The following is a 20,051-nucleotide window of genomic DNA, read 5'->3' on the forward strand; positions in this document are numbered from 1 at the left end:
CTACAAATTTTGAGCCACTATTAGCAGTTATACTATCAGTTGCAGTGGTTGTGCCGTTAAACACTGAATTAGTAGAAGTGATTGTATTTGCACTTACATTTTTTGCGAATGTTGTATCACTTGAAGTTATAGAATTTGAAATAGTTATATTGTTATTAAATTTAGAGTTATTAGAACTTTCTAAATCTTTTGCTTCCACTACTCCATCAAATGTAGCACCGCTTGAAGTAATTTTATTAGTTGCTGTAGTAGTTCCTACAAATTTTGAGCCACTATTAGCAGTTATGCTGTCATTAGCCTTTGTATTCCCATTAAATATAGAACCATTTTCAGCAATAATAGTGCCTGAAGTTATACTGCCGTTTAAATTCGCACCATTTGTTGCCTTTAACTCATTAGTTACATTAATATCTGCACCTATTGTAGAAGTTCCTATTTCTGCATTAGTTGCTGTAAGTTTGTTTGTATTATCTATTTTAGAATTTTTTATATCTAATTTTGTTTTTGCATTAATATTTGCATTATTTGAAGTTGTAATATTATTAAGAGTAACATTTTGAGCTATTATATTGTTATCTTTATTTAATCCGCTATTTTCAATATTTACTTTATCTAAAGTAACATTTGCAAGATTGGTAGCTCCCGTTGCCCCACCTATACTAACATCTTTGAATATTCCACCAATAATTGTTAAAGAACCATTTTTATCGCTTTTACTATTAGCATTTATAGATTGATTAGTAAGATTTGTATCGGTAATTATAACATTTGCACCATCTTTTATAACAATCTTATGTGAAGTTGGAGTGGAAGTCGTTTTTGATAAATCCATATTATTAATATTAATTTTATTATCCAAAACTATATTACCACTAACATCTATTTTGCTAGTATTATCTAATAATAAATTACTAAATATAACAGTTGTTCCCTCTATATTAACTTTTGATATATTACCTTGCAAATTACTAGAAGAATCTCCTATAGTAATACCACTACCCTCAGATTTTAATGTAACATTTGAACCATTCGTGCTATTATTTGTAACTTTTTTTATAGTAGAACCACCTTGCCAATTATGAAAAGTAGAAGTTTCATCTATTTTTAATTCACCAACAATAGCATTGCGAAAAGTATTTGTAAAACTAGATTTATTAGATAACTCAAAAACATCAATATCCATTATTCCATTTTTTCTAATAATTGAATTATCTAATGATAAATTACCTATTTTAATCGCTTGTGTCCCATCAACAACATCTATTGTAGAATTATTTTTTAAAATCATATTATTTACTTTAAAAGAGTTGCTGTTAGCTGAACTTAAATTAAATTTTAACTTATCTCCTATAATAGTATCTACATCAGTTTTACTATTTGCACTGCTGCTTTTAAAAGTACTATTAACTAAATCAACTTTTCCAGTAGAAGTTAGACTTCCAGTAATATCAAGAGTTGCTCCATTACCAATAATATCTTGAGTTGTATTGTATGGAGTTTTAACTTCTATAGTTTTACCATCAATATTACAAGGGTTCTTGCCATTACATAAGGTGTTTAATTCTTCAGCGTGTAAATACCCCCCCCCGCTGATTGCTAAACAAGTTAATAAAGATAAACTTAGTTTATTTCTCATAATTATTCCTTGAATTAAAATCTTTTAATATTATCAAAATTTAACTTTAAATCTATGAAAATAATAAAAATTTGTAAATATTTGTTAATTAGTAATTTCTTTTTAAGTTTAGTTTTAGAATTTAAAATATAATCTTTAAATTCCAATTATTTATATTAGCATTTAAAAGGAGCTAGGTTGAAAGAGTATTTAACAAAATTTATTGATAACAATTATAAAGAATTTCATAAAAAATTAGTTTTTAGCAAATATGAAATTTTAGGAGTTCGCTCAAATATATTAAAAGACTACGCAAAAAAACTTCAAAAAGAAAATACCTTTGATGAATTTTTTAATAAGTTTTTAAAAGATGAGAAATTTTATGAATATCTACAAATAATTGCCTATGGGATTAATTATGAAAAAGACTTCTCAAAAGCACTAAAATACACTAAGCTTTATTTAGATTTCGTTGATAATTGGGCTAATTGTGATACTTTAGTGCCTAAAAGCTTTAAAAATCAAGATATAAAAGATTTTGCAAATGAATTAATTTGCGAAAACCACATATACAAAATTCGTTTTGGGATAATTTGTTATATGAAATTTATCGCTTATAAAGATGGGTTAAAAGCTATATTTAATATAAAAAGTGATGAATATTATATAAATATGGCTAGAGCTTGGTATTTTCAAGTAGTTTTAGCTAAAGAATTTGAATTAGGCATTTCGTTTTTAAGCTCGCACAAATTAGACGCTAAAACACTTAAAATGACCTTGCAAAAATGTAAAGATAGTTACCAAATTAGCCAAGAGAATAAAGCAAAACTAATGCAGATTTTAGTCTAATCAAGCCTTAGTTTTGTCTAAAAACTTAGCCACTTCGGTATTAGTTTTTAGCAATTCATCAATGCCTAAATGCTTAATCTCATCAGCCATTTTTAATAAATCTTTATGCTTTTTAATATCTTTATTTATATTATTGTAATCATCTTGCATAGCTAAAGCATATTTTAAAGCATCTTTGCTTAGCCTTGTTGTCCCACTATCACTTGCAAATGGATTTATGCTTTGTAAAAATCCTATGAATTTCTTTTCTTTTTCATTATACATAGAAAAATCAGGGCTAAAAGCAAGTTCTTTATCAACGCTAATATTTTTTGGCTCAAAACTAAGCTCTATTACGCTAAAGCCATCTGCTTTTATGCTTTTTGCATATTCTAATTCTTCGTTATTTTTGTAAATATTTGTGATTTTGTATTTGCTAACATCATTTATATAATCAAAGCTAACCTTACTATAACCAAAATCTATACTAATACCACTTTGGATAATCTTGATTGTTGTGAGTAATTTGCGTAAATAAATCATAATAATGCTTAATAGTATCGGCTAAGTCAATATTGCTAAATGTCTTGCCCGAATCTTTCATCACCGAATATACATTCATTTTTTCATTAAATCTAACTATTTCTTTTAGTGTGCTTGAGTGGATTTTAAAATCATCTGGCAATCCCGCAGCCTTATTAAAATCAGCTCCTAAAAAACCATCATTATCTACGCTATAGCCAAACTGAATGCTAGATTTTGCTTTATTTAATTCGTTTTTATAATCAAGCTCATTTTTTATACTATTATTTAAAGTGCTTAGTGAAGTTGGCGTATTATTTGATATAGTTTTTGTCGTAACTTTGGCTAATTCATTTGTAAAAAACTCAGATGATATTTGTTTGCTTTTTTTGATTTTAGTATCATTAAATACTGCAATATTTTCTACTTTCATTAAAACTCCTTTAATTATTTGTTTAATAGCAAATAATGTTCCTAAAGTTTAGTTTAATGCTCTCGTTTTAAATTCTAAAAACTGCTTTAACTCATCATCTAAAAATACACTTATGGTATCAAAAACCCTTTTATGATAATCATTTAGCCAATTAATCTCATCTTGATTTAATAATTTTTTATCAATCAAATCAAGCTCAAAAGGATAAAGCGTAACTATATCAAAGCTCAAAAAATCTCCGTATTCACTGCTAAAACAATGCTTACTAATTGCTAAATTCTCAAGTCTAATTCCGTATTTGTTATTATGATACAAACCTGGCTCAATTGATGTTAGCATACCCCTTTTTAATTTAGTATGTTCGCTAATATTAGCATTTAGCGATAAAACTTGTGGCCCTTCATGAACATTTAAAAAATACCCTACCCCATGTCCCGTGCCGTGCAAATAATCAAATCCGTATTGCCATAATTCTTTTCTTGCAATACTATCTAATAAAGGCATTTTTATATTTTCAGGTGCTATGGTTTTTGATATTGCGATATGTGCTTTTAAAACCAAAGTATAATCTCTAATTTGCTCTAAACTTGCGTTTTTTATCTTAAAAACTCGCGTAATATCAGTAGTGCCACACTCATATTGAGCCCCACTATCAAGTAATAATAAACCTGATTTATTAAGTAATTTTGAAGTTTTTGTGTTTGCTTTATAATGAATTATTGCGGCGTTTTCATTAAATGCTGCGATAGTATCAAAAGAATTACTGATAAAATACTCATTTTCTTGTCTAAATTGTGTTAGAACTTCATCAATTTTTAGCTCATCAACTAAGTCTAAATTAGTATTTTCTAAGTAATAATTAAACTTAGTTAATGCAATGGCATCAATTATATGAGCTTGTTTTATGTGCTTTATTTCTATATCATTTTTACAAGCTTTATGTATGGTGCTAGGCAAGATTTCATTTACTAAATTTGCATTTATTAAGCTAATAATTTTTGCATTCGTATTGGCAAAATCACACAATACATTACCACTTAAACTAGATAAATCCGAATAAAACTCATCGTAATTTTTATAAATTATATTTAAATCTTTTTGAATATTTTTAAGCTTTGTTGGCTCTATATAACAAATCGCATTAGTTTGTGAGATTATCATATAACTTAAAAATACGGGGTTAAATTCCACATCTTTACCACGATAATTTGTAAGATAAGCTATGTCGCTAAGGCTTGAGATTACACAATAATCAATGTTTTTATTTTTTAATTCATCTTGGACTTTTTTTATTTTATTAGAACTTAAATCACTTATGAATTTTTCATTTTGCTTATAGATTGGCTCTTGCGGGAGTTGTTTATCGTAAAAATCTTTATAAAAATTATCATAATCTATTATATTAACAAGGTTTTTTAGCTTTTCGTAATTATTTTGAGATATGGTTTTTAAATCAATTAAAGCCTTTTTAGTGCTTAGATTATTTTTAATATAGTCTATATAATCAGGGCTTTTGATTAATCTAATGCTATCTTTTAACTCATTTTCAGCTTGTAAAAAATATCTACCATCAGTAAATAAAATTGCATCATCAAGGCTAATTAAAAGCGAGCCAGCAGAACCGCTAAATCCACTTATAAATTCTCTAAGTTTAAAATATTCAGAAATATACTCACTCAAGTGATAATCAGCCGTTAGTATTAAAGCAAAATCAGCATTATTGATTTTTAAAATATCTCTTATTTTCGTAAGCATTTTATCTCCTTAGTAATATCCTAAACATAAAGTATTTGTGAGTTTGATTTTTTTCTCAAAAGGCTCGGGTGCAAAATAACAACATTTTTCTATATAAATATGAGAATTTAAAGGTATTTTTAACTTTGTAAAAAAATCATTTAAATCAATAAATTTTATTCCTGCAATCTCTACTAATTTTATTACATTTAAAAGATTTGAATTATTATTTGGATTTAAATGTGATGGCGCTAGATTACTCATAGAACAAAATGCACTAGCTAATACTAATCCACTTAAATTAGAGCATTTAGGGATTAAATTCTCATATTTTTTAGCTATTGTATTTTTATCTAAAAATACAATTCTAGAATTTGGATATTGTGCGTATTTTATATTTTTCCAAAATTTATAAGCATTTTGAGAAATATCAGCTAGGGTAAAAAGTTCTTTGTTCAATATATAGTTTTCTAAAGTTTGATTATTTGGGAGTGTTATTTTATTCATAATATTTTGAGTGCCGAAGCACTCAATTATTATACTAGCTCAATATAAGCTAAAGTAGCCGCATCACCACGGCGAGTTCTTGTTTTAATAATTCTTGTATAGCCACCATTTCTTTCTTTGTAATTTGGAGCTATTTCATTTACTAATTTATTTGTGCATTCTTTGTCTTGTAAAGCTGCAAATACTGCTCTATGAGCGTTAAAATCTCCAACTCTTGCACGAGTGATTAGTTTTTCAATGTATGATCTTAATTCTTTAGCTTTTTCTAAAGTTGTTTCAATCTTACCATTTTTGATAATTGCAATGCTTAAATTCTTTAGTAAAGCTGCACGATGAGTGCTAGTACGACCTAGCTTTCTATATCCATGTCCGTGTCTCATTTATTATCCTTTAATTTCTTTTATTTTTTCAATAAGTTTATCTTTATAAGCATCTACAGAATTTGAACCTATCGGATAGCCTATTTCTTTCATAGCAGTAGTAATTTCATCCACTGATTTTTTACCAACATTTTTTAAATTATTTACATCGCTTTCACTCATTAAAGCTAATTCGCCTATAAATTCAATGCCAGCTTTTTCTAAACCATTATTACTTCTTACGCTTAAACCAAGTTCCTTAACGCTTTTTAATAAAGGAGATAAATCAATTTCTTCAGTTGTTTCTTCCCCTATTAATCTAGGACTTGTAGTTGCAATTTTATTAAATACCATCATTTGTTGATACATAGCATCTAAAGCATTTTTAAACGCATCTTCAGGTGTAATTTGACCATCAGTTGTTATTTCAAATACAATTTTTTCATAATCAGGATTATCTTCGTGTAATACCTTTTCTATTGAATAATTTGCATTTCTAACTGGTGTAAAAAACGCATCAAGAGCTATAAAACTACTATCAGTTTTTTCTCTTAAATCTTCGCTTGCTACATAGCCAATACCTTTTTCAATAATTAATGTGAAGTCTAATTCAGTGTCTTCATTTATAGTAGCAATGTAGTTATCAGGATTTACAACTTCAATTACATTATTAGCTAAATCACTACCTTTAATTTCTCTTGGCCCTTTAAAGCTAAAGCTTACTTCTTCTCTTTTACTATCTTCGTTTTTAATTTTAAAACGCATATTTTTAATATTAATAATAAATAAAGAAATATCTTCTACCATACCTCTTTTGCTATCAAATTCATGGCTTACTCCATCAATTTTAATAGCAGTTGCTGCATAGCCAATTGCACTAAGGCGTAAAAGCCTGTGCAGTGGATGTGCTAATGTAATGCCAAAACCAATTTCAAAAGGCCAAGCACTAATGCGTGCTTTATTTTCGCCGATATTTTCAATAGTAAAATCATTTGGCATATGAGCTGTTGTAACTACTTTTCTCATTTGCTACTCCTTATTACTTAGAGTATAGCTCTACTATGAATCTTTCCTCAACAGGAATGACAACTTCTTCTCTCTCAGGTTTTCTTGTGAAAATTCCATATTTTTTATCTTTTTCAACATCAACCCACTCAACAATACCTGTTTGATTTGTAAGTTCAACTGCTCTTACTATTTGAGGATTGTTTTTGCTTTTTTCTACAACTTCAATTTTAGCGCCTGGTAATACTCTATAACTTGGAACATCTACTCTTTTACCATTTACTAAAATATGTCCGTGAGTTACAAGTTGTCTTGCAAAACGGCGAGTTGTAGCAAAACCCATTCTATAAACAACATTATCAAGTCTTTGTTCTAAGAATTGAATTAAAATAGAACCTGTATTTCCATCTTTTCTAGCAGCTTCTTGGAATAATTTTCTAAATTGCTTTTCGCTTACACCATACATAAATTTAGCTTTTTGCTTTTCTCTTAATTGTAAGCCGTATTCGCTAATTTTACCTCTTCTTTGACCATGCTGACCTGGTGCATAAGGTCTTTTATCTAAAGCACTCTTACCAGCTAGTCTTCTTTCACCCTTCATTGCAAGGCTAACGCCTAATCTTCTTTCAATTTTCTCTACTGGTCCAGTATATCTTGCCATACTATTTCTCCTATATTCCTATACTTATATTATACACGACGGCGTTTTGGTGGTCTGCAACCATTATGTGCTAATGGTGTAATATCTTTTAAGAAAGTAACTTTAATACCTTCAACTGCACCAACACTCTTAACAGCAGTTTCTCTACCGCTACCAGGACCTTGAACACGAATACCAACTTCTTTAATTCCGTGTTCTTTAGCTTTATTTAAAGCATCTTCAACCGCTTGTTGAGCAGCAAATGGAGTTGATTTTTTAGAACCTTTAAATCCTAAACCACCTGCACTACTCCATGCAATTGCATTTCCCATTTCATCTGTAACTGTTACCATTGTATTGTTAAAAGTTGCACTAATATATACTACACCTTTAGCAATATTCTTTTTAACTACTTTTTTCTTAACTACTTTTCTCTTAGCCATTATCTATCCTTACGCTTTTGCACCAACGGTTTTTCTCTTACCTTTGCGAGTTCTAGCATTTGTTTTAGTTTTTTGACCACGCACTGGTAAACCTTTTCTATGTCTTAAACCACGATATGAACCTAAATCCATTAAAGCTTTAATGTCCATAGCAACTTGTTTTCTTAAATCACCCTCAACTAAATAATGTTCTTGGATTTCTTTACGAATATTTGCTGCTTCATCTTCGCTTAATTCATATACACGCTTGTTTGGATCTATTCCAACTGCTGCTAAAATTTTGCGTGAAGTAAATAAACCTATACCATAGATATAAGTTAAGCCATATTCAATTCTTTTTTTCTTTGGTAAATCAACACCTGCAATACGAGCCATACCTTATCCTTGTCTTTGTTTGTGTTTTGGATTTTCGCAAATAATACGAACAACGCCTTTTCTCATAACGACTTTACATTTGTCGCACATTTTCTTAACAGATGGTCTTACTTTCATCTTGTCTCCTAAAAAATAATTTGCTTTCCACTTTTTTACAATCTGCATTTTTAGGTATCACGAATTACCAACTAATATTTAAATGGTGGAAAATTCACTCAAATATTACTTCTTCACACAGATAAATTGCAAAAGTGCTAATATTATCAAAACAAAATTAATATAGGTTTAAATATTAAATTTATTTGTCTTTGATAATTCTAAAAATTTCTTAGCAATCTAATCTCAAACTATTATTTAAGAATTAATTTATAGATTTTACTTTTTTAATTCATAAAGTTTTAGATAACTTTTAAAGTATGTGAAATATCCCAATATAAGCGAAGTTTCAAAAATACTAGATAAAAATAAAATAGAACATATAATAAAAATTATTTAGCACCATTTAAAGTGCTAAATTATTTAAAAAATTGTAGTTTTAACTAAAAGAAAAAATAGCCAATAGCATATAAAACTGGATATAGTATGAATGCTCCAATAGTCATAGTTATCGCCATTTTAAAGCAACTTACTGGTCTAGCCATGTTTATTAATACATTTTTATCGGTTGCATTTGCATTATTTTCAAAAATCATTTTATGAAACGCTAGGCAAAACTCACCTTCTTTAAATTCTGAAACATTATTTATAACTTCTAAACTATTCATTTTAATCTCCTATATGTTTAATTCTTGCGTACGGAATAGAATTATAAACAGCTGCTAATTCACTACCATAATTACTTGCAATGTTTTTGAAATTTTCTTCATGTTCTGCCAAAGCATTCTTATAAGTATCTCTTGTTTTGTCTGCTGATTTGCACCAAAGGAAAAAAAGTAGCCACACAGGAATACTTATAAATTTTACAAATGATAAAAACCCAACTACGAATGATAAAAAAGTAGCAAGTCCTGCCTCTCCTAAGGTTGTAGTAACCAATTCATTTTGTTTTTTTATAACTTCTTCTAACTCGCAATTAATATCATAAACTGGATAAGCTGCATAAACACACTTTAAAATTATTTCATCCTTTTTTGATAGCTCATCTAAATCTATGCTCTCACCATTAGGGTTTGGCTTACCGATAATCGCAAGGGTGCCTTTTATATTAAAGCAATTATTTATTTTAGTTTCTGAATTAATTATAGTTTCTGCATTGATTTTAGAATTAGTATTATAAGAACCAAACCAACCTTTACTAATTTTACCATCTACACTACCTTCTGTGCGTGCAGTCCCAAAAGTTTCCGTGCTTTCAACATAATTGTCTCTTACTATGTTTAAAACACAGTTATAGCCTAAATAACTAGCCACATCTTTAAGTGATTGTTCTGCATCTTTGTAACTAACACTATAAGTAACCGTAATTTCAAGTTCGCTTATATGAATTAAGCTATATTGCGTTACGGAACCAACATCTACTAATAAAACTCCATTAAACAAATCATATTTGTTTTCATTTTGATTTTCATTTGTTGTTAAATCACTCATTTAATCTCCTTTCAAAAGAGTGATTATACCCCCCCCCAAGATAAATGAATGGTAAAAAAATAATTTAGAAGTTTAGCACCATAAAAAGTGCTAAATTATTTGTGTCTATAAGTAATGCGTCCTTTATCAAGACTATAAGGAGTTAGCTCAACTCTTACTCTATCTCCTGGCATAATTTTAATATAGTGCATTCTCATTTTACCCGCAATGTGGCATAAAATTACGTGTTTGTTATCAAGCTCAACTTTAAAAGTTGCATTTGGTAAAGCTTCAATAACTTCGCCGTCAATTTCTATTACATCATCTTTAGCCATAATTTTCCTTTGTAAAAATGTAAAGGTCAATAATAACATAAAAACTATTAAAAAACTAAATTTATTATTAAATAAAATAATTTAAAATAAAAGTTTATTTCACACAAGGATAAAGTTATGAAAAGAAGAACATTTTTAACTTTGTCGTCTGCAGTTGCAGCAAACACTTTACTAAGTGCGAATGAAACACCTTTAGTAAATAATACTCAAGCAACAAAAGACGATAGTAAAGAATACATTGTAAGCTTAAAACATAATTTAAGCGAATTAGGCGAAGTTAGCAAAATATGGCTTCCATTACCAAAATCACGCTCATATCAATACCTTACAAGTGATATTGTAAATAGTGGAAATTACAATGAAATTTATTTAAGTGATTTTGAAACTAATAGTTTATATGCAAGTTTTTCTAATGTAAAAGCTGAATTAATAACACGATTTAGCATTAAAACTCACGATAGAATTACTGATTTTTCTAAAGTTAATTTTAATGAAAACGAAAAATTAGACGAAAGTATCGCACAATATCTAAAACCAAGCGAACATATTTTTACTAGCGGAATAGTAAAAGAATATGCACTAAAAATTACAAAAGGTATAAAAGGCGATTTAGAAAAAGCAAAAGCTATTTATGATTGGGTAGCACTTAATTTTACTCGTGATGAGAGCGTAATTGGGTGTGGAATTGGTGATGCTAAGGCTATTTTAGAAAGTAAAAAACTTTATGGCAAATGCACTGATATTAGCTCTGTTTTTGTAGCACTTTTAAGAAGTATTAATATTCCTGCTAGAGAGTGCTTTGGAATTCGTTTAGGTGCGAGTAGATTTTATGCTGCAATGGGTAGTAAAGAAAATATAACAAAAGCTCAACATTGTAGGACGGAGTTTTATCTAAAAGGCTATGGGTGGATTCCTTGCGATCCTGCTGATGTAGCTAAAGTTAAATTATCTTTAAACCTAGATAATAATGATAGTGGGATACAAAAATTAAGAGAATTTCAATTCGGTAATTGGGAAATGTGTTGGTGCGAGTTTAATACCAAAAGAGATTTCGTGCTAATTCCACGCCCAGCTCAAGCACCGCTTAATAATTTTGGCTATGTATATGCTGAAGTTGATTCAAATACTATTGATTATTATTCACCTAATGAATTTGTATATGAATACACTTCAAAACAAATATGAAAAAATATTTAATATCAATGTTTATCTTAGCTATTAGCTCTAGCCTTTGTTGTGTTGGAGCTATTAGCTTTTTGATATTTGGAGTAAGCCTTGTTAATTTTGATTTTTTAGCACCTTTTAGAGTATATTTGGGGATTGCAACCTGCATTTTATATTGCATATTTGTCTATAAAAAACTAAATCAAAAAAATAAAATCAGATTATTTTTAATAGGACTTGCATTATTATTTATCGTATTTTATCCTGAAATTATAGGAGCAATGATTTGAAAAAAATATTATTGTTAAGCTTATTGTTAAGTGTTTTAAATGCTTATGAATACACTTTAGAAATTCCTAAAATACATTGCCCATTATGCACGGCAATTGTTAGAAAGGCACTACTAAAAATTGATGGAGTAAATAAAGTAAATGTTAGTTTAGAAAATAAAACAGCGATAATTAAAAGCGATAAAGAACTTAACGAAAGCATAATAAATCAAGCACTTTTTAATACAGGCTATCAAGGAATACTTAAATAAATCCTATTTTAAAAAGAATTTAAAATAGGATTAAAAATTAATTTTGATATGGAACTAATTTAATATCTGTCTTTAATAATTCGTTCATTCCACCATCAAGATTTATTATATTAGTAAAGCCGTTTTGCTCAAGCATTTTAGTTACCATTGCACTTCTTTTGCCACTTCTACACATAATTGCTATTTTGCTATCTTTTGAATAATTTTTACTAATTTCATTCAAAAAATCAGGATTGATACTTCCATTTTCGTTTAGAAATGTTATCAATTTTGCTTTATTTACAACGCCTGTTGCAGCGTATTCACTAGGCATTCTAACATCAATTACAGCATAATCACTATTAGTAAAATCAAATTCCTTGATATTTTGTGTGATTACCTCAGCATTTAAACAAACAAATAAACTTAAACCTAATAATATTTTTTTCATTTTTAAGCCTTTAAAGTATTAAATATCCTATCTCCAGCATCTCCAAGACCTGGGATAATATAACCTTTTTCATTCAATCCTTTATCCAAACAAGCAGTAATTAATGCTACATCAGGATGAGCTTTTTTCATTCTATCTCTTGCTTCAGGAGTTGCAATGATACTTGCAAAAATTATTTTTTTGACACCAATTGATTTTAATCTATCAACAGCTGCAATAGCACTTCCGCCAGTTGCAAACATAGGGTCAATTATAATTGCAGTTTTATTTTGCATATCTTGTGGGTATTTTTCAAAGAAAAATTCAGGCTCAAGCGTTTCTTCATTGCGTTGAATACCTAAAAATCCCACACTGGCTTTACCCAATAAATCAAGTGCAATATCACTCATACCAAGAGCTGCTCTTAAAATAGGCACTATTACAATATCATCGCTAATAACTTCGCACTCACAAGGCATAAGTGGAGTTTGAATATTAACTTTTTCTGTGCTTAAAAATTCACAAGCTTCATAAATAACAAATCCACTAAGCTTTTTTATATGCTCACGAAAATCCCTACAAGATGTGTTCTTATCTCTAATTTTCGCTAAATAAGTTGAAACTAGTGTATTTTTAATTACTTTCATTCAATAACCTTTCAAAATATGCTTTATCATCAAAATTTTTAACTAAAGCTATGCCTTCATCAACAGCAGCCTTAGCAACTGCAGTGCTAACATAAGCTTTTACCCTATCATCAAATGGTTTTGGAATTATTAAATCTTTTCCATATTTTAAGTCTTTACCATATAATTTTTTAGTTTTTTCGCTAACTACAAGGCGTCCTAATTCACTTAAAGCCTTAACAGCTGCTATTTTCATACCCATAGAAATCTTTCTAGCTCTAACATCTAAAGCCCCACGGAAAATATATGGAAAGCCTAAAACATTGTTGATTTGATTGTCATAATCGCTTCTTCCTGTTGCAATAATTACATCAGGGCGAACTTTTTTCGCAAGTTCAGGTAAAATCTCTGGGTCAGGATTAGCTAAAGCAAATACTATTGGATTTTCTGCCATAGTTTTTAACATTTCTTCGCTTAAAGCTCCAGCTTTACTAAGTCCTAAGAAAACATCAGCTCCTTTTAAAACATCGGCTAAAGTATCCTCATCACATTCTCTTACAAATTCTAATTTATGCTCATTTAAATCTGTTCTTTTAGTATTGCAAACACCTTTAGAATCTACTAAATAAATCTTTTTAACCCCTAAAGTCTTATATATCTTAGCACTTGCAATCCCTGCTGCTCCTGCTCCACAAACAACTACTTTTAAATCTTCTAATTTTTTGCCAATTATTTCGCAAGCATTAATTAACCCAGCCGCACTAATAATAGCTGTTCCGTGTTGGTCATCATGCATTACAGGAATACCTAAGTCTTGAAGTCTTGCTTCAATCTCAAAACATTTTGGAGCTGCTATATCTTCAAGATTAATACCGCCAAAACTAGGAGCAATAGCTTTTACTGCTGCTATTATTTCTTCGGTATCTTGAGTGCTTAATTCAATATCATAAGAATCAACATTTGCAAATTTTTTAAATAAGCAAGCCTTACCTTCCATAACAGGTTTTCCTGCAATTCCACCGATATTGCCAAGACCTAAAACAGCTGAACCATCACTAATAACTGCTACTAAATTACCTTTACTTGTGTATTTATAAGCTAAATCACTATCACGAGCAATCTCTTCGCAAGGATATGCAACTCCAGGAGAATATGCTAAACTTAAACTCTCATATTCTTTCATAGGTGTTTTAATAAAAGTGCCTAATTTACCGCCTAAATGATACTCTAATGCTCTTTCTTTTAAATTATTCATAAAATCTCCTTTAAAAAATTATTAAATCTTTTTTTAATCTCATCATTGCCTAAAAACTCCATAATAGCATAAATACTAGGACTAATTGTTGTTCCTGTTAAGCTTAATCTAATTAATTGCGCTATGTCTTTTAACTTAGCATTATTGCTATCTAAAAATTGTTTAACGGCTAATTCAAATTCTGCTTCAGTATTTGCACCTTTAAAATCATTTACAAACTTAGAAAATAAAGCTTTACTATTATCATTTACAAACTTAGCAACTCCACTTTCTTCATAAGAATTTGGCTCGTTTATAATAATTTTTGCACTATTTATCAAATCTATTAAAGTCTTAGCTCTTTCTCTTAACATTGTTAATAAGAATGAATAATTCTTAACACTTGAAAAATCAAATCCTAAATCTTTACAAGCATTTACTAATCTTTCATCGCTAACGCTTTTTATATAATGAGCATTAATCCATTCTAATTTTTGTGCGTTATATGTACTTGCACCTTTGCTAACATTATCAAATGTAAAGCATTCTTTCATTTCTTGCATTGAAAATATTTCTTGGTCTTTGTTTGAAAATCCTAATCTTAATAAGAAATTAAGTAAAGCTTCAGGCAAGTATCCTAAAGCCTTATATTCCATAACATCGGTTGCTCCGTGTCTTTTGCTAAGTTTTTTGCCATCTTCTCCATTTATCATAGCTAAATGATAAAAATTAGGAACCTTAAAGCCTAAAGCTTCATAAATTATTATTTGTTTTGGAGTATTTGAAAGATGGTCATCTCCACGAACAACATCAGTTACGCCCATTAAAGCATCATCAACAACCACTACGAAATTATAAGTAGGAGTGCCATCAGCACGAGCTATTACAAAATCATCTAAAATATCAGCAGCGTTAAATCTAATTTCGCCCTTTACTCCATCATTTACTATTATTTCTCCATCAAGCGGTGCTTTAATCCTTACAACAGGCTTAATTCCTTCTGGTGGAGTGCCTTTAAAATCTCTGTATCTTCCATCATATTTAGGGCGTTCTTTTCTAGCTTCTTGCTCTGCTCTTAATGAGTTTAACTCATCTTCGCTCATATAACAATAATAAGCATTGCCACTATCAAGTAATTTTTGAATATATTCTTTATAAATATCTAATCTTTTACTTTGGTAAGTAATTTCCCCATCTACTTCTAAATCAACCCATTTAAAAGCTTCTAAAATAGCTTTGGTTGCTTCTTCGCTATTTCTTGCCATATCTGTATCTTCAATACGAAGAATAAATTTACCATTATTTCTTTTAGCGTAAAGATAAGAAAAAAGTGCTGTTCTTAATCCACCAATATGTAAAAACCCTGTCGGAGAGGGTGCAAATCTTGTAACTATCATTATTATTAGCCTTTTGTGAATTTTTTATAGTTATAATCATTTAAAATCACTTAAAGGTAAATAATGAGAAAAATTTTGCTTGCACTTGTATTTGGTGCATTTATGAACGCAAGTCCTATAACTTCAATCATAGCAAGTGTTAATAACGAGCCTATTACAAATATTGATATTATAGAAATTTCACAATATATGAATATAAGCCAAAACGACGCATTAAGATTGCTAATTCAAAATAAAATATGCACATCTTTAGCTAAAAAATTCAAATTAGCTGCAAATGAACTAGAAATCAATCAAGAATTATCAAAAATAGCTGCTGCTAATAATATTAGCTTATCTACTTTCATAGAACATAACCAAGATAAAATCAAAATGCTAACAGAAAATATAAAAGATGAAATTCTAAAAAAGAAATTATTTGATTTAATCGCTCAAAATTATATGAAAGATGTAAGCGATGATGAAGTAATTAGATTTTATAATTTAAATAAAGATAAGATGAATGGGGCAAGTTATGAAGTAGCAAAAGAACAAATTAAAAGCTATTTAATGAATAAAAATGCTCAAGAATCAGTTCGTAATTATATGGAAAAAGAAGAAGCAAAGGCATCAATTAAAATGTTTAGGTGAGTACTATGAAAACAAAATCAATTCTATCTAACTCGTTTAAGAATTTTATTATTACAACTTTTTTACTAATTGAAATTGCTGGTGGAATTTTTGGAACTTATAGATATATTAGCGAGGCAAAAAGAATTGAAGAGCATCATAGAATTCACAATATAGGAAATGATAGCTTAGTAATTAGGCTACAACAAAATAAAGACCATACTATTTTTCAATTTTTAGTATTTTCTTTCGCTGTATTAGTAGCTGCAGTTATTAGTAATGCAATTTATATAAAAAGATTAAAAAGAGTAAAATCAAATTTTAATGATTTTGCAGAACTTCTCGCAAATTCAGTCAAAAAACATAAACCTTTAATGCTAAACGATACGCTAAATTACAGCGAATTTCAAAAAATAGCAAATTCTTTAAATGAAGTTTTAAATGATATATACTATCAAGAAAACTATAATTCTTTAACCAAATTACCTAAAAAACAAAAATTCTTATTAGACATACAAGAACTCTATGAAAAAAGCGATTGTCCTATAATAGTTAGCTATATATATCTTAAAGACTATCAAAATCTATTAAAAAGTAGAAGTTTTGATTTAGCTGATAAAATAATATTAGAATTAGCAAGTAGATTTTCAAGTTTTTCTACAACTATTTTAAATTCTAAAATAGCCAAAATAAGTGGCAATGGAGATTTTTTATTAGCATTTCCTTGTATTGATGAAATACAAACAACTTTTAATAATATGGCTATTAAGTTGCACGAATGCTTTAGTGAAAGTATTAATTTTGGAAGTGATGGAATTTATGAGCAAAGTATAGGGGTTGGCTTTAGTGTATTAACAAATGAAAATTACAACCAAATAATAAACGATACTTACAAAGCAGCCTTACTTTCAAGCGTTCAAAAAGATACATTGTATTGCGATTATTCTGATGAAGTTAAAACACAAATAGATAATGAAGCAAAATTAGAAAATGATTTAAAAAGGGCTTTAGAAAAAGGTGAACTTGATGTATATTATCAAGCAAAAATCGGAGCAAATGATAATTTAGTAAAAGGCGCAGAAGCATTAATTCGCTGGAAACGAAATGATAAATTTGAAAATACAGAAAAATTTATAAGAATTGCAGAAAAAACTGATTTAATAATAAAACTTGAAAAATTTGTAATTGCAAAAGTATTTCAAGAAATACAAGTTTTAAAAAATAAAGGAATAAATATTCCAATAAGTATTAATATATCAGCAAAACACTTGCACCATAAAGATATGATAAATTATTTGCTAGCAAATGTTAAAAAATACGATATAAATCCAAGTTTAATAGATATAGAAATAACAGAAAGATATAGACTTAATAGCAGTAGTGAGACTATATTAGAAAAATTAAAAGCTATTGGATTTTTAATAAGTATTGATGATTTTGGGAAAGATTATAGTTCCCTTTCTTATATAAATCATTTACCTATTGATACAATTAAAATTGATAAAAGCTTTATAGATGGATTAAATAGTAAAGATTGTGATTTAATTAATGAAAACTCAAAAGCAATTATAATTGGTATTATAAAAATAGCAAAAACTATGAATAAAAGAGTAGTAGCAGAAGGCGTTGAAACACTAGAGCAAGTAAATATTTTAAAACAATTAGGTTGTGATGAATTGCAAGGATTTTATTATCATAAAGGTGCTACACCGATTAATGAATTTATAAATATTTATAAAAACAAATTCTAATGAAACTTCATATAGATTTTGATAGCTATTTTGTAAATGCCCAACGACTATTAAATAAAGAACTCTGCAATACACCTTGTGTGATTTATGCTGGAAGCGATGAAGATTTTTTCAATCAAGATGCAAAATATATAGATAATAAAATCGCTTTTATGAGCTCAATTGAAGTTATAAGAAGTGAAAATAAAGTAATTGATTATAGGCATTTTACTGCAATTGCCGTATCTTATGAAGCTAAAAAATATGGCGTAAAAGTAGGAGATAAATTAAATATAGCTTATCAAAAATGTCCGAATTTAAAAATAGCTAGAAGTAATATTAGATTTTATAAAGAACTAAGCTTTAAAGTAAGACAATTTTTAGAAAGCAAAATACCCGTAATTGAACAATTTAGCATTGATGAGTTTTTTGGAGATTTAGAAGGGTTTAAAAAAGACGCAGAAGTGCTAGATTATGCAAAATATCTTCAAAAAGAACTATTAGATAAATTTGGCTTACCAGCTAGTATAGGCATTAATAATAGCAAATGGGGAGCTAAATTTTTAACCGATTTAGCAAAACCTTTTGGCATTAGAATGGAATATGATTTAAGCAATGCCATTAAAGGAATAGATATAAAAAATTTCGCAGGCATAGGAAGAGAAATACAAAAATATTTAAGAGCTTATGGGGTAAATACTTTAGATGAATTATTGCAAAAAGAATATTTGCTAGATAAATATGGTAAAAATGGCAAAAAAATCATAGCAAGAATTAAAGGCATTGATAATGAAAAAGTAGAAGAAATAAAAGATATTAAAAGCCACGCAATATCAAAAAGCTTTAAGCCAATTAGTGATTATGATGAGTTAAGGCGAAGGGTTAAAATACTTGCTAGATATTTATGTGTTTGGATTTCAAAGCACAAATATCATCCTAAAAAAATAGAAATAAGTATTAAATACGGCAATAAATTAGAGCATATTGGAATTGAAATTATACAACCATTTGATGAAAAAAATCTAATTGATAATGCCGTAAAAGGATTTGAAATTCTTATGAAAAATACGAAAAATGTAAATGTTTATTATATAGGAATTGCTGCTAATAATCTTGATAAAACATATTGCGAAAATATTTTTCAAAACACCACAAAAAATCAAAAATTAAATGAAACCCTAAGTGCTATAAGAGATAAATTTGGCATTAGCTGTATAAAATATGGGGGATAAATATAAATTATCTATCTTTTAATAAATTAATTCTTTCTTTATAATCAGGCATAAACCCTAAAAGCGTGGCATAAAAAGCCTTTGAGTGATTAGCGTGATAAAGGTGTGTTAATTCGTGCATAATCACTGCTTCTATTGCTAATATATCTTTTTTAATTAATTCGGTATTTAGATTTATATAAGATTTTTTCGTATTGCAAGAACCCCAACGAGTTTTCATTTTTCGCACTTTCAAAGCTTTTATATCTTTACCAACAATCACACAAAATCTTTTTAAAATTTCGCTAAAGATTTCTTTTGATTGAATTTTATAAAAATCATTAAGTAATTTTTCTTTATTTTCATCAGTTTCAAGGCATTTTAAAATGATTTTATCATTGTGAATTTCTACATTGTTTGAAATTCTTAAATCAAATTCTAAAATATATTTTCGTCCTAAAAACAATACAAAATTACCACTCAAAAGCTCTGCTTTTTTAGTAGTTTTAAGCTCGTTTAATCTTTGTTCTATCCAATCTTTTTTAAGTCTTAAAATCTCATCAATTTTTGCTCTACTTATAAAATAAGGCGATACTACTTCAACAAGCCCAATCTCACGAACTTTTATAATAATATTTTTCACCCGCTTTTTAGTAATTTTTATTTCCATAAACTTTCTCACATTAAAAACAAAACTAATTTTAACTTAAAATATCTTAGACAATCTGCGATATTCCAAATAAAATTAATCATATTTTGGTGTTTTTC

The 20,051-nt window shown here is 28.4% G+C and carries 26 protein-coding genes; 7 read left to right on the plus strand and 19 right to left on the minus strand.

The features are described 5' to 3' along the window. The coding region (locus KJR01_RS05975) for a hypothetical protein (RefSeq protein ID WP_214117757.1) at positions 1 to 1,636 on the minus strand (1,636 nt) is incomplete at its 3' end. 177 nt (positions 1,637 to 1,813) lie between these two features. Between KJR01_RS05975 and KJR01_RS05980 the strand changes: the two genes are divergently transcribed. Beyond that, complete coding sequence (locus tag KJR01_RS05980) at positions 1,814 to 2,464, plus strand: DNA alkylation repair protein (protein WP_214117758.1); 651 nt, start codon at positions 1,814 to 1,816, stop codon at positions 2,462 to 2,464. On the opposite strand, the gene KJR01_RS05985 is transcribed toward KJR01_RS05980, so the two are convergent. The 13 genes from KJR01_RS05985 to infA all read right to left on the minus strand — a co-directional run bounded on the left by KJR01_RS05985 (position 2,465) and on the right by infA (position 10,362). Continuing rightward, a complete protein-coding gene (locus tag KJR01_RS05985; RefSeq protein ID WP_214117759.1) occupies positions 2,465 to 2,986 on the minus strand; it encodes a hypothetical protein in 522 nt (173 codons plus the stop codon). Continuing rightward, positions 2,931 to 3,398: a Cj0814 family flagellar-dependent secreted protein gene (locus tag KJR01_RS05990; RefSeq protein WP_214117760.1), complete on the minus strand. Its 468-nt coding sequence runs from the start codon at positions 3,396 to 3,398 to the stop codon at positions 2,931 to 2,933. The genes KJR01_RS05985 and KJR01_RS05990 overlap by 56 nt, the downstream gene beginning before the upstream one ends. 48 nt (positions 3,399 to 3,446) lie before the next feature. Continuing rightward, positions 3,447 to 5,153, minus strand: a complete 1,707-nt coding sequence (locus KJR01_RS05995) for a M24 family metallopeptidase (RefSeq protein WP_214117761.1) — start codon at positions 5,151 to 5,153, stop codon at positions 3,447 to 3,449. Between the two features lie 9 nt (positions 5,154 to 5,162). Further along, entirely contained in the window at positions 5,163 to 5,639 is a 477-nt protein-coding gene (cheQ, locus tag KJR01_RS06000) for a cheVAW transcriptional regulator CheQ (RefSeq protein ID WP_214117762.1), read from the minus strand. A 29-nt stretch (positions 5,640 to 5,668) separates the two neighbouring features. Then, a complete protein-coding gene (rplQ, locus tag KJR01_RS06005; RefSeq protein ID WP_214117763.1) occupies positions 5,669 to 6,019 on the minus strand; it encodes a 50S ribosomal protein L17 in 351 nt (116 codons plus the stop codon). 3 nt (positions 6,020 to 6,022) lie between these two features. Next, the gene (locus KJR01_RS06010) at positions 6,023 to 7,024 is read right to left on the minus strand and encodes a DNA-directed RNA polymerase subunit alpha (RefSeq protein ID WP_214117764.1); all 1,002 of its coding nucleotides are present in this window, start codon (positions 7,022 to 7,024) and stop codon (positions 6,023 to 6,025) included. A 13-nt stretch (positions 7,025 to 7,037) separates the two neighbouring features. After that, entirely contained in the window at positions 7,038 to 7,664 is a 627-nt protein-coding gene (gene rpsD, locus KJR01_RS06015) for a 30S ribosomal protein S4 (RefSeq protein ID WP_214117765.1), read from the minus strand. Between the two features lie 29 nt (positions 7,665 to 7,693). Next, complete coding sequence (gene rpsK / locus KJR01_RS06020) at positions 7,694 to 8,086, minus strand: 30S ribosomal protein S11 (protein ID WP_214117766.1); 393 nt, start codon at positions 8,084 to 8,086, stop codon at positions 7,694 to 7,696. Between the two features lie 9 nt (positions 8,087 to 8,095). Beyond that, positions 8,096 to 8,461, minus strand: coding sequence for a 30S ribosomal protein S13 (rpsM, locus tag KJR01_RS06025; protein ID WP_214117767.1), 366 nt, complete (start codon positions 8,459 to 8,461; stop codon positions 8,096 to 8,098). A gap of 3 nt (positions 8,462 to 8,464) precedes the next feature. Continuing rightward, positions 8,465 to 8,578, minus strand: a complete 114-nt coding sequence (rpmJ, locus tag KJR01_RS06030) for a 50S ribosomal protein L36 (protein ID WP_214117768.1) — start codon at positions 8,576 to 8,578, stop codon at positions 8,465 to 8,467. A gap of 422 nt (positions 8,579 to 9,000) precedes the next feature. Next, complete coding sequence (locus tag KJR01_RS06035) at positions 9,001 to 9,225, minus strand: hypothetical protein (RefSeq protein ID WP_214117769.1); 225 nt, start codon at positions 9,223 to 9,225, stop codon at positions 9,001 to 9,003. Between the two features lies 1 nt (position 9,226). Then, on the minus strand, positions 9,227 to 10,048 hold the full coding sequence (locus tag KJR01_RS06040) for a hypothetical protein (protein ID WP_214117770.1): 822 nt from the start codon (positions 10,046 to 10,048) through the stop codon (positions 9,227 to 9,229). Between the two features lie 95 nt (positions 10,049 to 10,143). Beyond that, on the minus strand, positions 10,144 to 10,362 hold the full coding sequence (gene infA, locus KJR01_RS06045; RefSeq protein ID WP_214117771.1) for a translation initiation factor IF-1: 219 nt from the start codon (positions 10,360 to 10,362) through the stop codon (positions 10,144 to 10,146). Positions 10,363 to 10,479: 117 nt separating this feature from the next. On the opposite strand from infA, the gene KJR01_RS06050 reads away from it, so the two are divergent. The 3 genes from KJR01_RS06050 to KJR01_RS06060 are packed head-to-tail and all read left to right on the plus strand — an operon-like array spanning position 10,480 to position 12,067. Further along, entirely contained in the window at positions 10,480 to 11,547 is a 1,068-nt protein-coding gene (locus KJR01_RS06050; protein ID WP_214117772.1) for a transglutaminase family protein, read from the plus strand. Further along, the gene (locus tag KJR01_RS06055; RefSeq protein ID WP_214117773.1) at positions 11,544 to 11,816 is read left to right on the plus strand and encodes a hypothetical protein; all 273 of its coding nucleotides are present in this window, start codon (positions 11,544 to 11,546) and stop codon (positions 11,814 to 11,816) included. The genes KJR01_RS06050 and KJR01_RS06055 overlap by 4 nt, the downstream gene beginning before the upstream one ends. Further along, positions 11,813 to 12,067 (plus strand): heavy-metal-associated domain-containing protein, encoded by a 255-nt coding sequence (locus KJR01_RS06060; protein WP_214117774.1) that lies wholly within the window; start codon positions 11,813 to 11,815, stop codon positions 12,065 to 12,067. Before KJR01_RS06055 ends, KJR01_RS06060 begins: the two co-directional genes overlap by 4 nt. A 37-nt stretch (positions 12,068 to 12,104) precedes the next feature. On the opposite strand, the gene KJR01_RS06065 is transcribed toward KJR01_RS06060, so the two are convergent. Genes KJR01_RS06065 through gltX form a run of 4 tightly spaced genes read right to left on the minus strand, consistent with a single transcriptional unit; the run spans position 12,105 to position 15,754 of the window. Next, positions 12,105 to 12,497: a rhodanese-like domain-containing protein gene (locus tag KJR01_RS06065; protein ID WP_214117775.1), complete on the minus strand. Its 393-nt coding sequence runs from the start codon at positions 12,495 to 12,497 to the stop codon at positions 12,105 to 12,107. Positions 12,498 to 12,499: 2 nt separating this feature from the next. Continuing rightward, entirely contained in the window at positions 12,500 to 13,123 is a 624-nt protein-coding gene (upp, locus tag KJR01_RS06070; RefSeq protein WP_214117776.1) for a uracil phosphoribosyltransferase, read from the minus strand. Further along, complete coding sequence (locus tag KJR01_RS06075) at positions 13,110 to 14,357, minus strand: malic enzyme-like NAD(P)-binding protein (protein ID WP_214117777.1); 1,248 nt, start codon at positions 14,355 to 14,357, stop codon at positions 13,110 to 13,112. Before KJR01_RS06075 ends, upp begins: the two co-directional genes overlap by 14 nt. Then, on the minus strand, positions 14,354 to 15,754 hold the full coding sequence (gene gltX / locus KJR01_RS06080) for a glutamate--tRNA ligase (protein ID WP_239803736.1): 1,401 nt from the start codon (positions 15,752 to 15,754) through the stop codon (positions 14,354 to 14,356). Before gltX ends, KJR01_RS06075 begins: the two co-directional genes overlap by 4 nt. Before the next feature lie 42 nt (positions 15,755 to 15,796). Here gltX and KJR01_RS06085 point away from each other — a divergent pair, with 42 nt between their 5' ends. Genes KJR01_RS06085 through KJR01_RS06095 form a run of 3 tightly spaced genes read left to right on the plus strand, consistent with a single transcriptional unit; the run spans position 15,797 to position 19,304 of the window. Further along, positions 15,797 to 16,363, plus strand: coding sequence for a hypothetical protein (locus tag KJR01_RS06085; protein ID WP_214117779.1), 567 nt, complete (start codon positions 15,797 to 15,799; stop codon positions 16,361 to 16,363). A gap of 5 nt (positions 16,364 to 16,368) precedes the next feature. After that, positions 16,369 to 18,093 (plus strand): EAL domain-containing protein, encoded by a 1,725-nt coding sequence (locus KJR01_RS06090; protein WP_214117780.1) that lies wholly within the window; start codon positions 16,369 to 16,371, stop codon positions 18,091 to 18,093. Beyond that, the gene (locus KJR01_RS06095) at positions 18,093 to 19,304 is read left to right on the plus strand and encodes a Y-family DNA polymerase (RefSeq protein ID WP_214117781.1); all 1,212 of its coding nucleotides are present in this window, start codon (positions 18,093 to 18,095) and stop codon (positions 19,302 to 19,304) included. Before KJR01_RS06090 ends, KJR01_RS06095 begins: the two co-directional genes overlap by 1 nt. A gap of 7 nt (positions 19,305 to 19,311) precedes the next feature. Here the strand turns inward: KJR01_RS06095 and KJR01_RS06100 are convergent, their stop codons facing one another. Next, positions 19,312 to 19,926 (minus strand): M48 family metallopeptidase, encoded by a 615-nt coding sequence (locus tag KJR01_RS06100; protein WP_214117782.1) that lies wholly within the window; start codon positions 19,924 to 19,926, stop codon positions 19,312 to 19,314. Between the last annotated feature and the right edge of the window lie 125 nt (positions 19,927 to 20,051).

The sequence above is a fragment of the Campylobacter sp. 2018MI10 genome, assembly GCF_018501175.1.
In the GTDB taxonomy this organism is placed as follows: domain Bacteria; phylum Campylobacterota; class Campylobacteria; order Campylobacterales; family Campylobacteraceae; genus Campylobacter_E.

Coding starts and splice junctions, on each gene's coding strand:
- KJR01_RS05990 (WP_214117760.1), bottom strand. CDS start 3,398: ATGAAAGTAGAAAATATTGCAGTATTTAATGATACTAAAATCAAAAAA.
- rpsK (WP_214117766.1), bottom strand. CDS start 8,086: ATGGCTAAGAGAAAAGTAGTTAAGAAAAAAGTAGTTAAAAAGAATATT.
- KJR01_RS06075 (WP_214117777.1), bottom strand. CDS start 14,357: ATGAATAATTTAAAAGAAAGAGCATTAGAGTATCATTTAGGCGGTAAA.
- cheQ (WP_214117762.1), bottom strand. CDS start 5,639: ATGAATAAAATAACACTCCCAAATAATCAAACTTTAGAAAACTATATA.
- KJR01_RS06010 (WP_214117764.1), bottom strand. CDS start 7,024: ATGAGAAAAGTAGTTACAACAGCTCATATGCCAAATGATTTTACTATT.
- KJR01_RS06035 (WP_214117769.1), bottom strand. CDS start 9,225: ATGAATAGTTTAGAAGTTATAAATAATGTTTCAGAATTTAAAGAAGGT.
- KJR01_RS06085 (WP_214117779.1), top strand. CDS start 15,797: ATGAGAAAAATTTTGCTTGCACTTGTATTTGGTGCATTTATGAACGCA.
- KJR01_RS05985 (WP_214117759.1), bottom strand. CDS start 2,986: ATGATTTATTTACGCAAATTACTCACAACAATCAAGATTATCCAAAGT.
- upp (WP_214117776.1), bottom strand. CDS start 13,123: ATGAAAGTAATTAAAAATACACTAGTTTCAACTTATTTAGCGAAAATT.
- KJR01_RS06090 (WP_214117780.1), top strand. CDS start 16,369: ATGAAAACAAAATCAATTCTATCTAACTCGTTTAAGAATTTTATTATT.
- infA (WP_214117771.1), bottom strand. CDS start 10,362: ATGGCTAAAGATGATGTAATAGAAATTGACGGCGAAGTTATTGAAGCT.
- KJR01_RS06095 (WP_214117781.1), top strand. CDS start 18,093: ATGAAACTTCATATAGATTTTGATAGCTATTTTGTAAATGCCCAACGA.
- KJR01_RS06055 (WP_214117773.1), top strand. CDS start 11,544: ATGAAAAAATATTTAATATCAATGTTTATCTTAGCTATTAGCTCTAGC.
- KJR01_RS05995 (WP_214117761.1), bottom strand. CDS start 5,153: ATGCTTACGAAAATAAGAGATATTTTAAAAATCAATAATGCTGATTTT.
- KJR01_RS06065 (WP_214117775.1), bottom strand. CDS start 12,497: ATGAAAAAAATATTATTAGGTTTAAGTTTATTTGTTTGTTTAAATGCT.
- rpmJ (WP_214117768.1), bottom strand. CDS start 8,578: ATGAAAGTAAGACCATCTGTTAAGAAAATGTGCGACAAATGTAAAGTC.
- KJR01_RS06050 (WP_214117772.1), top strand. CDS start 10,480: ATGAAAAGAAGAACATTTTTAACTTTGTCGTCTGCAGTTGCAGCAAAC.
- rplQ (WP_214117763.1), bottom strand. CDS start 6,019: ATGAGACACGGACATGGATATAGAAAGCTAGGTCGTACTAGCACTCAT.
- rpsD (WP_214117765.1), bottom strand. CDS start 7,664: ATGGCAAGATATACTGGACCAGTAGAGAAAATTGAAAGAAGATTAGGC.
- rpsM (WP_214117767.1), bottom strand. CDS start 8,461: ATGGCTCGTATTGCAGGTGTTGATTTACCAAAGAAAAAAAGAATTGAA.
- KJR01_RS06040 (WP_214117770.1), bottom strand. CDS start 10,048: ATGAGTGATTTAACAACAAATGAAAATCAAAATGAAAACAAATATGAT.